Origin of the sequence: Polaromonas sp. YR568 (genome assembly GCF_943369675.1) — a bacterium.
Classification (GTDB): Bacteria; Pseudomonadota; Gammaproteobacteria; order Burkholderiales; family Burkholderiaceae_C; genus Polaromonas.
The window spans coordinates 29638-46730 of record NZ_CALROB020000041.1 but is presented as its reverse complement, the minus strand read 5'-3'; the positions used below and the strand labels follow the sequence as shown (position 1 = coordinate 46730).

The following is a 17093-nucleotide window of genomic DNA, read 5'->3' as shown; positions in this document are numbered from 1 at the left end:
GTGGCGCTGCCGGTGTTGGCCGGCTGCTGGGTCTGCACCGGGCGGCCCAGGCTGTCGTAGTAGGTGTAGCTGGCCAGGCCATTGGGGTCCAGCACCGTGGTGGGCCTGCCCATGGCGTCGTAGCCGTACTGCCAGGTCATGGGGCCGGCTGTGGCGGCGTTGATAACGACGTTGATGCCTGTGGAGGTGGATGGGTCGTTGTTGCTGTCACCTGCGTATTCAGCCGTCAAGGTGTGGCTGCCCAGGCCCAGGGCGCTGGTATTGACAGATGCAACACCGGCCGTGACGGCGCCGCTGCCAATACTGGCACCGCCGTCTTTGAACGTCACCGTTCCCGTCGGGCTGGCGCCTGTGACGGTGGCCGTCAGCGTGATGCTTTGCCCCAGCGCCGCTGTACCGGCGCTGCTGGAAAGCGATGTTGTCGTCGGGGTGGCGGCAAACACCATGGCCGGGGCCATGAGGATGAGCAGCACCAGGCGGCTTAGCCACGCGGTGAAGGCTCGGGTGGGGCCAGGGCTGCTCATGCGGACTCCTCCTGCTGGTTGAGTAATGGTGTATGCGGTGGTTTTCAATTGCTCGCTCCCGTGACTTGTTGCACCCGGTTCAAGGCGTCATAGACGCGGGTGATGTTTCTTTGCAGGTTGCCCGAGGGGTCCTTGACCTGCTCGCCCGTCTTGTTGCCGGCGTTGTCCAGCGTGTAAGTGATGGAGTTGCCTTTGGCGTCGGTGACACCGGTCAGGCGGTGGGCGGCGTCGTAGCTGTAGCCCAGCGTTGTGCCGTCGGGCAGCGCAGCACCTGTGAGTTGGCCTGCGTTGTCGTAGGTGTAGCTGGTGGTTCTGGCCGTGCCGCCAGGAGGCGTGACCGTCACGCTGCTGGTCCAGCCTCTGGGCGTGTACACCGTGTCGGTCACCACGCCCTTGGGGTCGACCATCTGCTTGACGCGCCCTGCCCTGTCGTACTGCGTGAACTGCGTGACGTGGCCTGCCGGGTTCGTCACCGTCTGCAGGTCGCCTATAGCGTGACCGATCTCATTCGGCGCCGTGCCGCTGAAGCTGGCGGCCGTGTACCAGGCATAGGTCGTGGTGCGGTTCAGCGTGTCCTTGGCGGTCAGCACGCGGCCGGCGGCGTCGTAGGTGTACTGGGTTGTCACCGTCGATGCGTCGGCCGACAGCGCTGCCACATTAGGTGCCGCGTAGGCTGAAGGAATAAAGTTAGCCGTATAGCGCGCCTGCCCCCTGGTCACGCGTATGTCGTCGTAATAGACGGCATTGGACGTCGCGTTGAAGCCGAAATCCACGAACCCGTCGACACTACCGACAGTGGTGCTCCAGCCACAGTTCACCCCCACCTGGCCATTGACATAGTTAAACACGGTGCCGGCGACCCTCACAAAAGCCACATGAATCCACGTGTTGGCCAAACCGGTCATGCTTTCGCCGAATATGCAATACGGACCGGTACTGCTTTGCAGCACAAAACGGTTATTCACAAAAAAGAAATCTTGGTAAAGCGAACCGTTGCCACCCAGTCGAACCGCAATCGCAGCCGCCGTGGTGCTGGCGGGCTTCATCCAGAACTCCACCGTGAAATCCCCGGGCAGTGAGAAGTCGCCGTTCACCCGCCCGAACTCGGTGTAATTGGTCGAGCCGGGGATGTAGAAAGACGACCCGCCAAACTTGCCCTCGGTGGTACTGATCTGTGCGTTTCCGCTGAGCGTTCCCATGGCGGCCTGCGGGCTGCTGTCCACAATGGCCTTGGAGCCATGGGCGCCGTCGGCATGCAGCAGCAGTATGTTTTTGACGTAATGGGCATCCGCCAGCTTGGGCTGCGATGGATTGAGGTTCACAGGGTCGCCGAACTGCTGGGTGGGCGGCGTGAATGTGCCCCAGTATCGGGTCACGCCGTTGGTGATCCTGAGCTCATCGAGGTAGCCGTTCAAATTTCCGGCCGACAAGTAGGATCGGCGTCCGAGCTCAAAGCGCCCGAAGCTAAACGCGTCTGAATTATTGTGATTTATAGTGGCGCCCGCCTGCACACCATCCAGATGCATGATCCAGTTGCCATTGCTGCGGCTCAGCGCAATGTGGTGCCATACCCCGGTCGAAATGACGGGGCCCGTAATCTCGCGGGCCTTCGTAAAATCACTCTCCCTCCACCAGGCATTGAGCTTGCCTGTGGCGTCGACGGCGACGCGGCCATTGGCATAGGCAGGGTCGCCTCCCCAGCCAAATATGATTCGCTCCGCGTCTGCCTGTGCATTGAGCTTCACAAACACCTCAATGGTGAAATCGCCGGTTATCTTGAGCGTGTTGTCGGGGCCATAGCCGTATGCGCCGCGGTTGGTGCTGCCGTCCAGGCTGATGGACGAGGCGCCGAATTTGCTGTGCCCCGCCGTGGTGACGGGAGAACCGCTCCTGCTGGAGATGCTTTTCATGTACGAACTGCTGTCCGCAATCACCGGTGAACCGGCGCCGTCTTCACCATGCAGCAGCAAGACCACTTTGTCGATCAACCCGTCGGTGCTACCGACGGACGGGTCGTTGAAGCTGGCGCCCGCCGCCACCTCCACCACCGATTTGCACAGCAGATTCAAAGGCGCGCCATTGGGCAGCGTCGCCGCAGGTGAGCAGTTGGCGGCCGCATTGGCGTTCTTGGGATCGGGCTGGCCCTGGTAGACCAGGGTCGTCATCGAACCCGGCTGGGTGGTCAGTTTGGGCACGCGCCAATTCGCATCCCAGGTGGTGGTGTATTTACGGGCGCCCGGCGGCAGGCTTGCGGCGGCTGCCAGCACTGCCGCGCAATCTGCCGTGTTGGGCAGGCCTTCGACCCGCGCCGCCTCCTGGTTTTTCTCGTCATAGGCGTAGCAGGTTCGCTCGCCCTGGAAGTTGTCATGCGACAGCAGGTTGCCTCGTGTGTCATAAGTGGACGCATTGCTGGCCGCCGGGGAACCCGAACCTGCCGCCTGCGTGATGCCGGACAGGATGGGATAGCCGTTGGGCATCACGACATTGGTTGCCGAGGTGGTGCCCGTGGCGTCGGTCACCTGCAGGCCCGAGGGCGCCTGCCAGCTGTGGGTGCGGTAATAGGTGTTGCCCACCAGGGCTTCGGTGACCACGGCCTGGGGCGGCGTCGTGTAAGTGGCGCTGTAGTGGTCCGTGCCCAGGACGCTGTCGCTGGAAATCGCGCGGCCCGCCGTGTCGTAGGCCCAGGTCGCCAGGCGCACATTGTTCTCGTCGGTCTTGCCGGTCAGGGCCCAGGGCAAGGCCGCGTTCTCATACTGGAAGGTGCGGCTCTTGCCGTCCGGCCAGGTCAGTGCGGTGAGGTTTTTATTGCCGTCGTAACTGGCTGACATGGTGCGGCCATCCGGAGCCGTCACGGTGGAGATCAAGCCATCCGAGGTTGCGACGCCGCCCACGGGCAGCACGTAGGTGAAGGCTATGGATCGGCCGGTGTTGTCCGTCACTTGAGTCAGGTAGCCCGCCGCCGGCGCGGCGGCGCCCGCCGCGGTGCTGTAGGTGTATGTGAGGGTATTGCCCTTCTTGTCGGCGGACGACGTGATCTGCCCCGCGCTGTTGTAGGTTTCAAGCACGCCCGACGCCGAATCAAAAAACCGGTAGCCGCCGGTGATGACGGTGAGGGTGTCATTGATGCCCGCGGTGGCTGTGTAGCTGCCGCTGGGCGCGTTCAGCCCGAAGCTGGTGATGCGGCCGCTGCCGCGGTAAGCCTCCATGCCCGCGCTTCCGGCCTTGACATTCAGGCGTTTATGAAAGCTGCTGGACCACAAGGGGCCAAACGAGGGCAAATCCTTGAGCTGGGCTGCAGACAGCAAGCCGTCGGCCTTGGCCGTCATCTGGCGCACGGTGTCGTAGGTCAGGTACAGCGACTGCCCGCCTATGCTGAGTTCGGTAGGCACGACTTCCAGCTTGGCGCCCGTCATGGGGTAGATGGACCCGTTGCCGCTGAGCCGGCCGACGCACGCAGGGCAGTCCTGCAGGCCTGAATAAATGTCGATGATGTTGGCGCAGCCCCCGTCGGTGGTGTTGGGGCCGGTTTTCACCAGGCGTGAATCCGTGCAGGAGAATCTGACGTAAGTCGGAATATCAGCCACATGACCGTCACTCACCTGTACGACGTTATCCCAGCCCATGCAGGAACCGGTGTTGCAACTCCAGGTCGTGGTGTCTGTTCTTTTCAGGCCGCAATAGGCAACGTTATTGACCGCCGCCGGGCTCGAAGGCTCCAGACAGTTGTTGTATTGACCGTAGCCGGCTAGCGTGCCATAGGCCTGCTTGGAGAACGTCGAGGTTGTTACAAAGGTGGCGCCATAACAAGAGCCAAAATCGCATCGCCCTGGTTTTCCCGCCGGCCAGGCCGCGTTGTAGTTGACCTGAATCGTCGACACCATGACGTCGTAAAAATCGTTGACTGTGGAAAAACAATTGCCGACCAAATTCCGATCGCCGTAGATCTCGGGATCGCTATTTGTCTGGAAACCACCTTTGGTCCAGCAGTAATCCAGGCGAGGGCTGGGCGTTGTCGTCGCCGCCCAAGCCGGCGCCATGCAGGCCAGCAGCACCAGGCCGCATAACCACGTCGCGAATGTATTTCCCAGACGATTGATAGGTGACACTGTTTTCAATTGCTCGCTCCCGTAACTTGTTGCACGCGGTTCAGCGCGTCATAGACGCGGGTGATGTTTCTTTGCAGGTTGCCCGAGGGGTCCTTGACCTGCTCGCCGGTCTTGTTGCCGGTGTTGTCGAGCGTGTAGGTGACGGAGTTGCCTTTGGCATCGGTCACGCCGGTCAACCTGTGAGCGGCGTCGTAGCTGTAGCCCAGGGTGGTTCCGTCTGGCAGCGCTGCACCGGTGAGCTGGCCTGCGTTGTCGTAGGTGTAGCTGGTGGTCCGGGCTGTTCCGCCTGGCGGAGTGACCGTCACGCTACTGGTCCAGCCACGCGGGGTGTACACGGTGTCTGTCACCACACCTTTGGGATCAATAGATTGCCGCACACGCCCTGCCCTGTCATACAGCGTGAACTGCTTGACGTGGCCTGCGGGATTGGCGACGGACTGAAGGTCGCCTGCCGTATGGCCCGTAGCGTTGGGGGCCAACACCGGGCCGGTGGCCGGTGTGAAGCTGGCTGTGTAGCGCGCAACGCCTCTGGTAATACGGACATCGTCCATATAGCCGAGCCATGCCACGCCACCCGTTTGTGAAACGAAGGCTTGCGCGACAGACGCAATATTGCTGGTGTCGGCCCACGACGTCACCGGAGGACCCGAGAAGATGTTGTTGCGCAGGGTCAGCAAATTGCCGTCCAGAAAAGCCCGGGAAAGTCCATTGCTGCGCGTGAACGCCACATGGTGCCAGGCGCCGGCAAGGCTGGCTTGCGTATGCTCCGAGCTATAAACAGTAGGAAATCCGCTGGCTTCAGAGGCAAATTGAAGTCTCCCGCCAAATCCACCGTCGCCGAACCGGATCATCATGTATGTCGCCCCCCAGGGGATGACGAAAAGGTTGCGATAGCCCGACCCTGGCGAAGACAGGTAAAACCAGGTTTCAATCGTGAAGTCACCGGTTCCAAAATTGAAGTTGTTACCGGGGCCGGCAGGCACTGAGAGATAGTCGCCGTCGCCGTCAAAAGCAATCGACGATCCCCCAAATTTGCTTTGTGCCGCGCTGATCCTGGCGTTGCCAAACACGGTGACCGCCTTGGGCGAAGAGGCGCTGTCCGTCATGACCGTCGAGTTGTTGGCGCCGCCACCGCGCAACAAGACACTCACCGAACCATAGGACGGGTCCGCACCAGCTTCGGAGTCGGAAAAACTCCCCGAAGTGCTGTAATAAACATAGGTGGTCACACGGTTCAGCGGGTCGGTGCTGGTGAGCATTCGTCCTTGGCCGTCATAGGTAAAGCTGGCGGTGCGCGCAGCCACACCGGCATCTACGGTGGCGGCCAGGCCCAGCGCGCCGTCGGCATCTGTTGTGACTTGCACCACCTGCTTGCACACCAGGGGCAAGGTTTTGCCATTGGACAGAACGGGCGCAGTGGCGCAGTTGGCCAAGACGTTGCCGTTGAAGGGATCTGGCTGGCCGTGGTACACCGTAGTGGTGCGCAACAAAGGCCCGCTTACCTTGATGGGCAGTTGCCAGTCCGGATGCCAGGTCATTTCACTTTTCCGGCTTCCGGTGGGCAGGGTTGAACCACCGGGAAGAACGCTCGCGCAGGCCACGGTATTGGCTAGGCCCTCTACCCGCACGGTCTCCCGATTGCTGCCGTCATAGGCGTAGCAGCTGCGCTGGCCGCTGAAATCGTCCTGGCTGGCCAGGTTGCCATTGGCGTCGTAGCTTTGGGCGTTGCTGGCCGCCGCGCAGCCCGATCCTGCCGGCTGACTCATGCCGCCCAGGGCAGGCATACCCTGCACGTTGGCAGCCGTGACGGTGCTGGTCTGCCCGTTGGGCAACGTCAGTACCACGCCCGAGGGCGCCACCCAGTCATGCACGCGGGTAGTGATCTGGGTGGCCGCGTCATAGGTCTGCGTCATCACGGTTTGGGGCGGTGTGCTGTAGCTGGCCGTGTATTTGTTCACGCCAGCGCCGACCTCGGTGGAGATGGCGCGGCCTTGGCTGTCATACCCAAAGGTGGCATAACGGGCGCTGTTCTCGTCCATCACGCCGGTCAGCGCCCAAGTCAAGCTGCTGTTCTCGTAGAGGAACTGGCGCGTCTTGCCGTCTTGCCAGGTCAGTGAAACCAGGTTGCCGCCCGTGTAGGCGGCGGTGATATTGCGGCCCATGGTGTCAACAATCTTTGACAGCAGCCCGTCGGTGGCGGCCACGCCGCCGGCCGGAAGGGTGTATTCGAACTTGATGCTGCGCAAGGTGTTGTCCGTCACCTCCAGTAAATAGCCGGCCGCGGGAGCACCTGCACCGGCGGCCTGGCTGTAGCGAAAGCTCCAGGTGCTTCCGGCCGCGTCGGCTATCAAGGTCAGCTGGCCCGCGGCGTTGTACTCTTCAAAAGTCCGTGCGGCAACCTGGGTGTAGCGGTAACCGCTTGGGATGACCTGCAGCTTGTCGCTGACGTCGGCCGTTGCGTCAAACACATTGGTGTCGGGGTTGAAGTTGAAGTTCACCACCCTGCCGTTTCCGCGAAACAACTGGGCGCCGAAGCCACCGGTGCCGAGCTTGATGTTGCGATGCAGGCTGCTTTCCCATAAACCGCCCAGCGCGGGTGCGCTGCCCAACGTCATCGGCGTCAGGCCAGCCGACGCCGCGGTAAACACCTTGCGGTTGTCGTAGGTCAGAACGAGAGGCTGACCTCCCAGCGACACGCCCGTCTGCAAGGTATAGGTTTCCGCCCCCACCAAGGGGGAAATGGGTTTACCTGCCGTCAGCTCAGCAGGGCACTTAAGAGGCTTGGAGGTGTTGAAGACGTTCACCACCGTGCCGCCTACGCCGCCTGGCGTGCAGTCCTTTTTGGCGGCGTTCTCCGTATAACCGGCGTTGCAGCTACAGGTGGAGCCGGACACCGTGGCGGTGTCAGAGTTTGGACATCTATAGACAGGGGCCGAGGGAGGGGCCGCTGTTTGCGTAGCGACACCTGCATTAAAACCAGGGCCGTCCAGATTACCGTTGGCGTTATATATATCGGTATAACAAACACCCTCAACAACGCGGGGATTTTCATGATGCCATCCCACGACAGGGGGCGAGTGCTGAGCGGACTCCGTCATCTTCGAAGCCCAGACAATACAGGCGACCTCACGTGAGGGTTGTGGACCGGTCGCATATGTCACGCCGTTATAGAAATTCCAACCCGAATGGCTGTAGGTAAAGCACGGAGCAACGGTGCAGACCGTCGGATCAGGCGTTGCTGAAAAAGAAGCAAAGGCACTTGTGCCGGAGAGACATCCAAACAGAATGACCGCACGGGTAACGGCCAGACATAGCAGCGCGATGGATTTCATGATGACCTTTGCATTTTTTGATGCCTCGCTTGGGAAGCACTGAAGAGACAGCTGGCGCCGTCAGCCGTAGAAGGCGGCTCAAGGTCTTCTACCGCCATGGACGAGCGAACACGCACCACCCGCACCGTACCCGGCGCAAGCCATTGAAACAATCCCATGTGGATCCCTCGTTGATTTTTTTCTTGTCACGCTTGAGTCAAGCGAATTCGGCGGAGTCTAGTGACGGGTGTTGCGCTTGTCCACCCTCCATCTGGAGGAGAAAAATATTAAGTGTGCGTACGAGACAACAGAAAATAATCTGTGCTTTTTTTTGCCTTATCAATCTCACAGGCATCTGGCAGAATCCGACCGGCTCAGCTGATGGCGAACACGATTTCGATTCGAATTCAATTCGAATTGAGTACCTTCTCAGTAGTCATCTGCGCAGTATTAAGAAGAAATAGAGCAGCTATCGAGGCAAGTGAAATTGCCGATAAAAAAATAAATTTTTCGTCGCACGTCTCACGGGCTGGCCACGTGTTTGTTAAATGCATCCAGGCATTTCCCGGGGGAGGGGAAGCTCATTGAAATTCTTCATGCACCAGGTGCAAGCCCGTTCCGCGCGCGCGGGCCGCGGCCGCGCGCGCGGCTTCACGCTGCTGGAGTTGCTGGTGGTGGTGGTCATCATCGGCCTGCTGGCCGGGCTGGTCGCGCCGCGCTACTTTGACTCGGTCAGCAAATCCAAATCGAAAATAGCCAGGGCGCAGATCGAGTCGCTGGACAAGGCGCTGGACCAATACCGGCTTGACGTGGGCAGCTACCCCACCGCCGAGCAGGGGCTTGCCGCGCTCAACGCCCAGCCCTCGGGCGTTGCCAAATGGCAAGGGCCTTATTTGAAGAAGGCCCTGCCCGCCGACCCCTGGGGCAACGACTACAGCTACGTGCTGCAGCCGGGCGCGAGGACCATAGACATCATTTCTTATGGCGCCGACGGCAAACCCGGCGGCACCGACGACGCGCAAGACGTCTCGCTGCATTCCGCCAATTGACCGCAAGCACGGCCATCACCACAAGCGCAAGCGCCGGACAGGTTCACGCATGACCGCGGCCCACGCCTTGTACGACGTCGTCACCCGCGACACCTCGGGGCGCATCGCTTCGCGCCAGCTGCGCGCTGCCACGCCGGCCGATGCGCTTTCGCAGCTGGCGGGCGGCGGCCTCACTGTTTTGAGCTGCAACGTGGCCGAGGGATCCCGCCAGGCAGTCGCGCGCCCGGGCCGGCCCGCATCGACACAACCGCAACCCTCGCGCTCCGGCCTGGACACCGCTTCCTTCTCGCAGGACTTCGCGGCGCTGATCGACGCGGGCCTGAGCGTCACCGAAGCGCTGCAGACCCTGGCGATCAAGGAGACGGCGGGCGCGCGGCGCGGCCTCATCGAGCAGGTGTCGCGCGCGGTGTCGGAGGGCCGCAACCTGTCGGCGGCCATGCAGCTGACGGGCGCTTTCCCCGAACTGCTGGTGGCCACGGTGGAGGCCAGCGAACGCACCGGCGACCTCGGCAAGGGGCTGGCGCGCTATGCGGCCCACCAGCGCGAAATGCAGGCGCTCAAAGACAAGCTCATAGGCGCAGCCGTTTACCCCATGGTGCTGCTGGTGGTGGGCGGGCTGGTGGTGATGTTCCTGATGGGGGTGGTGATCCCGCGCTTCGCGGGCCTGCTGGACGGCACGCGCACGCAGCTGCCCATGCTGTCGGCGGGCCTGATGGCCTGGGGCCGCATGGTGGCCGGGCAGCCCTGGATACTGGTGATCTTCTTCGGGCTGGTGCTGGCGCTGGGCGCCTGGGTCGTCGCGCACTTCCGCGCGCACGGCGTGCGCTCGCGCTGGCTGCAGTCCATTCCTTTTATCGCGGGCGTGATCCGCGAGTTCCAGCACCTGCAGCTCTACCGCACCATGTCCATTCTTGTCTCGCGCGGCATCGTGATCCACCGCGCGATGGAGCACGGCGCCAAGCTGCTCAACGACGCGGACCGCGAACGCCTGGAGCGTGCCATCGTGCTGATGCGCGAAGGCCTCAGCATGAGCGCGGCCTTGTCGGGCGCGGGCCTGTCCGATGCCGTGGCCACCAGCATGCTCAAGGTCGCGGAGCGCACCGGTTCCATGTCGGAGATGCTGGAGCGCATCGCGCAGTTTTATGAACGCCGGCTGCAGCGCTCCATCGACGTGGCGACGCGCGTCATCGAGCCCGCGCTGATGATCGTGATCGGCACCGTGATAGGCGCCATCGTGGTGCTGATGTATTTGCCCATCTTCGACCTGGCTTCGAGTCTCTCCTGATCTCCTTCGTCACTCTCCCAAAAATTTCCGCATGAACGCCCCTCTTCCCCTCACACCCTCTGCCGAAGCCGGCCAGGCCCCGGTGGCGCCGCCCGCCGGCGGCAAGATTGGGCGCGCGCTGATGCTGGAGGCCGTGCATGCGGCGCCGGCGGGCTCTCGTGTGCAGTGGATGGTTGGCCAAAGCGGCCTGGATGCCGCACGCGTGCTGGCAGACGTCGCGGCGGCGCTGGGCCTGCGCCCCATGGCCATGGAAGAACTGCAGGGCATCACGCCTGATTTTGAACTGATCTCTTTCGCCGATTGCCAGGCGCGGGCCTGCCTGGGCGGCTGGTCCACCGATGCATCGGGCCGCACCTTGCGCGCCGTCGTCGTCAGCGACCCGCTGGACCTGAAGGCCCAGGAATGGATAGACCTGCAACTGGGCGGGGCGGCGCCCGATGAAGTGGTGCGCGGCCTGGCCCTGCTAGAGGACGTGCAGGCCTGGCTCACGCATGCGGAGCGCAACCTGATGGCCATGGGCAAGGGCGACGCGGAAGGCGATGCGGCCGGCCCCGGCGATGCGGAGACGGCCGATGCGTCCGTCGTGACCCTGTCCATCGCGGGCATAGAGACCACACAGAACCCGCTGGTGCGGCTGGTGGATTCCATCCTGTACGACGCGCTCAAGATGGGCGCGTCCGACATCCATTTCGAAACCCAGCCGGCGGGCCTTCACGTCAAGTACCGCATCGACGGCGTGCTGGAAAACGTCAAGCGCATCGACAGCGCCGAGATGGGGCACCAGGCGATCTCGCGCATCAAGGTGCTGTCGGAACTCGACATCTCGGAGCGCCGCACGCCGCAGGACGGCCGCTTCAAGGTGCGCGTGGAGCGGCGCGAAATCGACTTCCGCGTCTCCATCATGCCCAACCTGTTCGGTGAAGACGCCGTGCTGCGCGTGCTGGACCGCAAGCACCTGACCGGCCAGTTCCAGACGCTGAGCCTGGACACGCTGAGCTTCGCGCAAAGCGCCAAGGACTTTATCCGCCAGGCCTCCAGCCTGCCCTACGGCCTGTTGCTGGTGACCGGCCCCACCGGCAGCGGCAAGACGACGACGCTGTATGCGGCGATCTCGGAGATCAACACCGGCCTGGACAAGATCATCACGATTGAAGACCCCATCGAATACCAGCTCAAGGGCGTGCTGCAGATCCCGGTCAATGAAAAAAAAGGCCTGACCTTCGCGCGCGGGCTGCGCTCGGTGCTGCGCCACGACCCGGACAAGATCATGGTCGGCGAAATCCGCGACGCCGAGACGGCGCAGATCGCCGTGCAGGCCGCGCTCACCGGCCACCAGGTGTTCACCACGGTGCACGCCAACAATGTGTTCGACGTGATAGGCCGCTTCAAGAACATGAACGTCGACAGCTACAGCCTGGTGTCGGCCCTGACCGGCATCGTCGCCCAGCGCCTGCTGCGCGCCGTGTGCGCGCATTGCGCGGCGCCCGCCGGCATGGCGGCCGAGGAGCTGCTTCGCCTGGGCATTCCCGCCGATCGCCTGGACCTGGGCCAGGCGAAATTCATGCGCGCCGTGGGCTGCCCGCATTGCCGCGGCACGGGCTACAAAGGCCGGCTGGCGATTGCCGAAACGCTGGAGATGGACGACGACATCCGCGACCTGCTGGTGCGGCAGGCGCCCATCGCGCAGATCAAGCAGGTGGCGCGCGGCAAGGGTTTCATGAGCCTGCGCGACTCGGCCGTGGCCCTGGCCATGGGGGGCCAGACCACGGTGGAAGAGATCAACCGCGTGACGCCCCGGGAAAATTCCCAAAGCCCGCAAGGCATGCAGCCCACGGAGGCCGCGCATGCATGACCGCAGGCACCAGGCCATGAACAGGCTTGACCCATGAAGGCCACCATCGCACTGGACATAGGCGCCATGCACCTGCGGGCGACGCTCACGCCCAAGGCGCCGGGCTGGGGCCTGCGCGCGGCCCGCGCCGTGGGCGTGAAGCTGCGCCGGACGTCCAAGCCCGTGGAGAGCACGGAAAGCACGGTCACGGAAACCGGCCACTGGACGCCCGGCGCCACGCGCGACCAGACCCTCGCCGCATTGCTGGAAGCCGCCGCGCAGGCCCTGCAGGCGCTGCGCGCGCGCCACCCGGCCTCCCTGGACGGCTGCCGGTTGACGGTGCGAACGGGGGTGAGCTCTTCTTACGTTGGCGTCGCCGCCATGGATGTGTCCTCATCCTCCGCACACTCAGACCACCCGTTGCGCAGCATCGCCAAAGCACTGTCGCAGGAAGCCCTGGGCGCGGAGGCGGCCGGACATGAAGTGCGCTGGCGCATCCAGGCGGACCAGGCGCACCTGTGCGTCATCACGCTCGATGCCGCACTGATAGCCGGGTTGCAGGCGCTGGCCCAGGCTCAACAGATGAAACTGGCCAGTTGCCAACCCGCCATTGCAGCGCTGCTGGACGGCGAGCTCGAACACAGCCGGCGCCAGCGCGATGCGCGCACCCTGGTGTGGACGGAGCGTGATGCCGCGGGGCGCCGGCATGCGGCCCTCACCTTTGTCCGCGTGGTGAACGGCAGCGCCGTGAATGCCTGGCGCACGCTCACACCCGCGCCATCGAACGCGGGCGACCCCTGGCTGCAGCCCGCGCTGGACCGTTTTCTGATCGCCTCGGGCGCGGCTCTTGATGAACAGGTGGTTCCCTGCACCTGGCCGCCGGCGCCGCGTGACGCACCGGAGCTGGCAGCATGAGCCGGCGCCTGGTCGAAAGCCCTTTTGAGTTCGCGCCCGGGGCCGCGCGCTACCGCCCGCTGAGCTGGATTATTTTGACGGTGGGCGTGTGCGCCACGCTGTCGGGTTTGTACATGGCGTCACGCACCGGTGCGCAGCTCGAAGGCGTGCGTTCCCAGCAGGCAAAAATCTCAAAACAGCAAAGCACCCTTGCCCAACAGATGCGGCAGGCCGAAAACAACCCGGCCATGCTTGAGAAGATCAAGGCAAGGCGCCAGCTGGAAGGCCTGCTGCAGACACCCTGGTCGCTGATGTTCGAAGCCCTGGAAGCCGCCGCCGACACCGTGGAAGGCCGGGTCACCCTGCTGTCCATGGTGCCCAACACAGCCAGCCCCTTCAACCGCAAGATAGAGCTGACGCTGATGGCTTCGAGTTATCCATCGATGCTGGCTTACACCGAGGCCTTGACCACCGTGAGCGGCTTCTCCGACGTGCGCATCGTCAGCCACCAGCTCGATGAGCGCGCGACGCCGGCCACCTTCCGCTTCCGGCTGGTGGCGGGATGGAACCGGCTCAATGAGGGCGTGTTCCTGGCGAGGGAAGCGCCGCTTGCGCAATCCGGCCCGCTCAGTCCGCTCATGCCGGCCGAAGTCTCGGCCCCCGGCCTGAAGCCCGGCATAACCAAGGCGCCTTCACCATGATGCGCAGCCCTGCTTTTATGGCGACGGTATTTCACAAGCTTCGCGGTGTCGCGGGCGCCGCGTCCCTGCGCGGCATCGGCTGGCCGGTGTTGTGCGGCATGGGCCTGCTGCTGGTGGGGGCGCTGCTGCTGGGCCTTTCGCAGCAGCTGCGCCTGCAGAAAAACAAACTCCAGCTGGAACTGCGGCAGGCGCAGAAAGCCGCCCCGAGGCCGGTGCCCCACCAGGCGCGCGGCGTGCCCGTGGTCTTCCCGCCTTCCAGCGACTACACGGCCGACCTGGCGCAGATCTTCGACATCGCCAAAAGCCAGGGCATTGTGCTGGCCAGCGGCGACTACCGCGATGCCGACCCCACGGCGCTGGGCCTGGACACCCGCCTGGTGGAACTGCGCATCAACGAAAACTACGGCAAGCTCAAGGAGTTCCTGGCGAACGTGCTCAATGCCATGCCGCATGCGGCCGTGCAGGAGTTGCGCATAGAACGCAAGGACGGCGCGGCCGTCAAGCACCAGGTCTTCCTCAAGCTCGCGCTGGTGTATTCACCGCGCCCGGCCGGCGCGCAGGCGGTGCAGCCCGCGCCCAGAAAAATCCCCGCGAGCGCCCCCGGGCCCGTCGGCGCGAAGGCCCCGTCATGAGCCGGCTGTCGCCAAAATGGAAGAAGGCCGCCGTGCTGGTCGCTGCCGGCCTGGGCAGTTTTGTGCTGGCCGCCGCGATGCAGGGCAAGTGGCAGGCAGCCGACGCGGACACCGACCTTGCGGCAGCGCCGCGCCAGCGCGCCGCCGCCAACACAAGCGCCCTGCCCCAGGCCAACGCGGCCTTGCCCGCCATGGACATTTCATCCCAAGGCCAGGAGGTGGCGATGAACAACTCCGGCCTGCGCATGAACAGGATGGTGGTGCGCGACCCCTTCGGCCCGCTGGCGCCGGAGTTCGTGCCCGTGCCGGAAGTCGTGGCACCGCCCGCGCCGCCGCCGGCCCCCGTCAAGCTGCGCAAGCCGCTGCCGCCACCGGTGGCCGCCGAGCCGCCACCGCCGCCGCCACCCACGGCGCCGCCACTGCCCTTCACCGCGGTCGGCGCCATCCAGGGCAAGAAGATAGGCAGCGGCCAGCAGCAGGCCTTTATCCAGCACGGCGACAACCTCACCGTCATCCAGAAAGGCGACACCGTCGCCGGCAGCTACCGCGTGGACAACATCACGACCGACCGCGTGGACTTCACCTACCTCCCCCTGGGCCAAAAACAATCGCTTCTCCTTCTGGACACCCCAAGATGAAAACTGTTGAACGCAACGCCGGGATTTCCGCAAGCGGCGGCAAGGTGAATGGCGCGGACCAGGCCAGGCGGCGCATGACGCCCATCGCCTCCGGCGTGCTGACCTGCCTGCTGCTGACGGCCTGCGCCGGCGCGCGCTACCACAACGACGGCATGAGCCAGATCGGGGAGGGAAACGTGGACACCGGCGTCGCCTCGCTGAAGAAGGCGACCGAACTCGACGAGGCCAACCAGTACTACAAGATCGACTACCTGGTGCAGCGCGACAAGCACGCCGACACCTTCGTCAAGCAAGGCGACCTGGTGCGTGCCAGCGGCGACATCGCCGGCGCGCGCGACCTCTATGCCCGGGCCCTGGCGCTCAGCCCCAGCAACGCCCGCGCGGCAACGGCCCTGAAGGCGCTGGACCAGGACGCGCGCAACGACAAGCTGCTGGCCGAAGGCGACCGCTACCTCAAGGAAGGCAAGCTCGAAGCCGCCGGCGAGCAGGCCGCGCGCGTGCTGGCCGAGCAGCCCGGCAACAAGCAGGCGGCGCAGCTCAAGAAGGCCGTGCTGGACGCCAGGGCCGCCGCCGACCTCGAGCGCGACCGTTTCAGGGAAGCGAAATCGGTGATGGCCTCGCCGGTGACGCTGCAGTTCCGCGACGCGATGATGCGCACCGTGTTCGAGGCCCTGTCGAAGTCGACGGGCCTGAACATCCTGCTGGACCGCGAGGTCAAGGCCGACGGCAGGGTCACCATCTTCGTGAAAGACGTGGCGGTTGAAGACGCCATCGACCTGATCCTGATGCAGAACCAGCTCGAAAAACGCATCATCAACAGCAACACCATGATGGTCTACCCGGCCACGGCGGGCAAGCAGTCGGAGTACCAGGAACTCACGGTGCGCTCCTTCCGCGTCACCAACAGCGACCTCAAGTACCTGGCCGGCATGCTCAAGACCATGCTCAAGCTCAAGGACGTGTCGGCCGACGAGCGCAGCGGCCTGCTGGTCATACGCGACACGCCCGAGACCCTGCGCATCGCCGAAAAACTCATCGCCCTGCACGACGAGCCCGACCCCGAGGTGATGCTCGAAGTCGAGGTGCTGGAAATCTCCGAAGGACGCAACAGCAACCTGGGCGCCTCGCCGCCCACCGCCATCACCATCAGCACGCCCAGCGGCGGCTCCGCCACGCCGGGCGGCACCGTCAGCAACCTCACCATCAGCCAGCTGCGGCAGCTGGGCATGGGCGGCCTGACCGTCACGCCGATTGCGGGCACGCTCAACTTCAAGCTGCAGGACACCGAGACAAAAATCCTGGCCAGCCCGCGCATACGCGCGCGCAACCGCGAAAAAGCCAAGATCATGATCGGCGACCGCGTGCCCACCATCATCAACAACGTCACGCCGGTCAACGGCGGCTCCTCCGTCGTCACCGGCACCATCACCTACCAGGACGTGGGCCTCAAGCTCGAGTTCGAACCCCAGGTGTATGCCAGCAACGACGTGGGCATCAAGATCAACCTCGAGGTCAGCAACATCGCGCGGGAGTTTACCGACGCGCAGGGCAGCCGCTCGTACCAGATCGGCACGCGCAATGCCAGCACCTTTTTGCGCCTGGCCGACGGCGAGACGCAGGTGCTGGGCGGCCTGATCACCGACGAGGAGCGCAACACAGCCGACAAGATCCCGGGCCTGGGGCATTTGCCCGTGGTCGGCCGCCTGTTCGGCAACTCGGGCACCAACAAGTCGCGCTCGGAGATCGTGCTGGCCATCACGCCGCGCATTGTGCGCAACTATGCCGACATCGGCCATGAACGCGCCAACGTCTTCTCAGGCACGGCGCTGACGCTGCGCGACCGGCAGATCCTGGGCGACCCGGTGGGTGGCCTGAGTGTGCCCAACAACACGCTGGGCGGCCGGGCCGCCGGGCCGGGCACACCCGTCACCACGCCGGGTATGCCGCCGCAGATGCAGGCCGCGCCGGTGCCGGCTTCGGCGCCGTCGCCCATGCTGCCTTCCGTGCCGCCCTATATCCCGCCGTCATCGCCGCCCCCGACCGGCGGCGCCGGTGGCTTGCCGGCGCCACCGCCCATGCTCAAGCGCTGAGGGGCGATGTGAAAGACATGCGCGGCCTTTCG

General features: G+C 64.2%; 11 protein-coding genes. 8 read left to right on the top strand and 3 right to left on the bottom strand.

From position 1 onward, the window contains the following. The 3 genes from ACLV8F_RS19600 to ACLV8F_RS19590 all read right to left on the bottom strand — a co-directional run. The coding region (locus ACLV8F_RS19600; RefSeq protein ID WP_411885880.1) for an Ig-like domain repeat protein at positions 1-524 on the bottom strand (524 nt) is incomplete at its 3' end. 44 nt (positions 525-568) lie between these two features. After that, positions 569-4630 (bottom strand): LamG-like jellyroll fold domain-containing protein, encoded by a 4062-nt coding sequence (locus ACLV8F_RS19595; protein ID WP_411885879.1) that lies wholly within the window; start codon positions 4628-4630, stop codon positions 569-571. A gap of 5 nt (positions 4631-4635) precedes the next feature. Beyond that, positions 4636-7962 carry a LamG-like jellyroll fold domain-containing protein gene (locus ACLV8F_RS19590; protein WP_411885878.1) on the bottom strand — a complete coding sequence of 1109 codons (3327 nt, stop codon included), beginning with the start codon at positions 7960-7962 and terminating at the stop codon, positions 4636-4638. A gap of 575 nt (positions 7963-8537) precedes the next feature. Here ACLV8F_RS19590 and gspG point away from each other — a divergent pair. Genes gspG through ACLV8F_RS19550 form a run of 8 tightly spaced genes read left to right on the top strand, consistent with a single transcriptional unit; the run spans position 8538 to position 17061 of the window. Next, the gene (gene gspG / locus ACLV8F_RS19585; RefSeq protein ID WP_411885877.1) at positions 8538-8990 is read left to right on the top strand and encodes a type II secretion system major pseudopilin GspG; all 453 of its coding nucleotides are present in this window, start codon (positions 8538-8540) and stop codon (positions 8988-8990) included. Between the two features lie 49 nt (positions 8991-9039). Continuing rightward, on the top strand, positions 9040-10275 hold the full coding sequence (locus ACLV8F_RS19580; RefSeq protein WP_411885876.1) for a type II secretion system F family protein: 1236 nt from the start codon (positions 9040-9042) through the stop codon (positions 10273-10275). A 31-nt stretch (positions 10276-10306) separates the two neighbouring features. Then, complete coding sequence (locus ACLV8F_RS19575; RefSeq protein ID WP_411885875.1) at positions 10307-12127, top strand: GspE/PulE family protein; 1821 nt, start codon at positions 10307-10309, stop codon at positions 12125-12127. Between the two features lie 33 nt (positions 12128-12160). Beyond that, positions 12161-13021 (top strand): hypothetical protein, encoded by an 861-nt coding sequence (locus tag ACLV8F_RS19570; RefSeq protein ID WP_411885874.1) that lies wholly within the window; start codon positions 12161-12163, stop codon positions 13019-13021. Beyond that, on the top strand, positions 13018-13701 hold the full coding sequence (locus ACLV8F_RS19565; protein WP_411885873.1) for a hypothetical protein: 684 nt from the start codon (positions 13018-13020) through the stop codon (positions 13699-13701). The genes ACLV8F_RS19570 and ACLV8F_RS19565 overlap by 4 nt, the downstream gene beginning before the upstream one ends. Continuing rightward, positions 13698-14333: a hypothetical protein gene (locus tag ACLV8F_RS19560; RefSeq protein ID WP_411885872.1), complete on the top strand. Its 636-nt coding sequence runs from the start codon at positions 13698-13700 to the stop codon at positions 14331-14333. The genes ACLV8F_RS19565 and ACLV8F_RS19560 overlap by 4 nt, the downstream gene beginning before the upstream one ends. Continuing rightward, positions 14330-14971, top strand: coding sequence for a hypothetical protein (locus ACLV8F_RS19555; RefSeq protein ID WP_411885871.1), 642 nt, complete (start codon positions 14330-14332; stop codon positions 14969-14971). Before ACLV8F_RS19560 ends, ACLV8F_RS19555 begins: the two co-directional genes overlap by 4 nt. Then, positions 14968-17061 carry a secretin N-terminal domain-containing protein gene (locus ACLV8F_RS19550; protein ID WP_411885870.1) on the top strand — a complete coding sequence of 698 codons (2094 nt, stop codon included), beginning with the start codon at positions 14968-14970 and terminating at the stop codon, positions 17059-17061. The genes ACLV8F_RS19555 and ACLV8F_RS19550 overlap by 4 nt, the downstream gene beginning before the upstream one ends. The last annotated feature ends 32 nt before the right edge of the window (positions 17062-17093 follow it).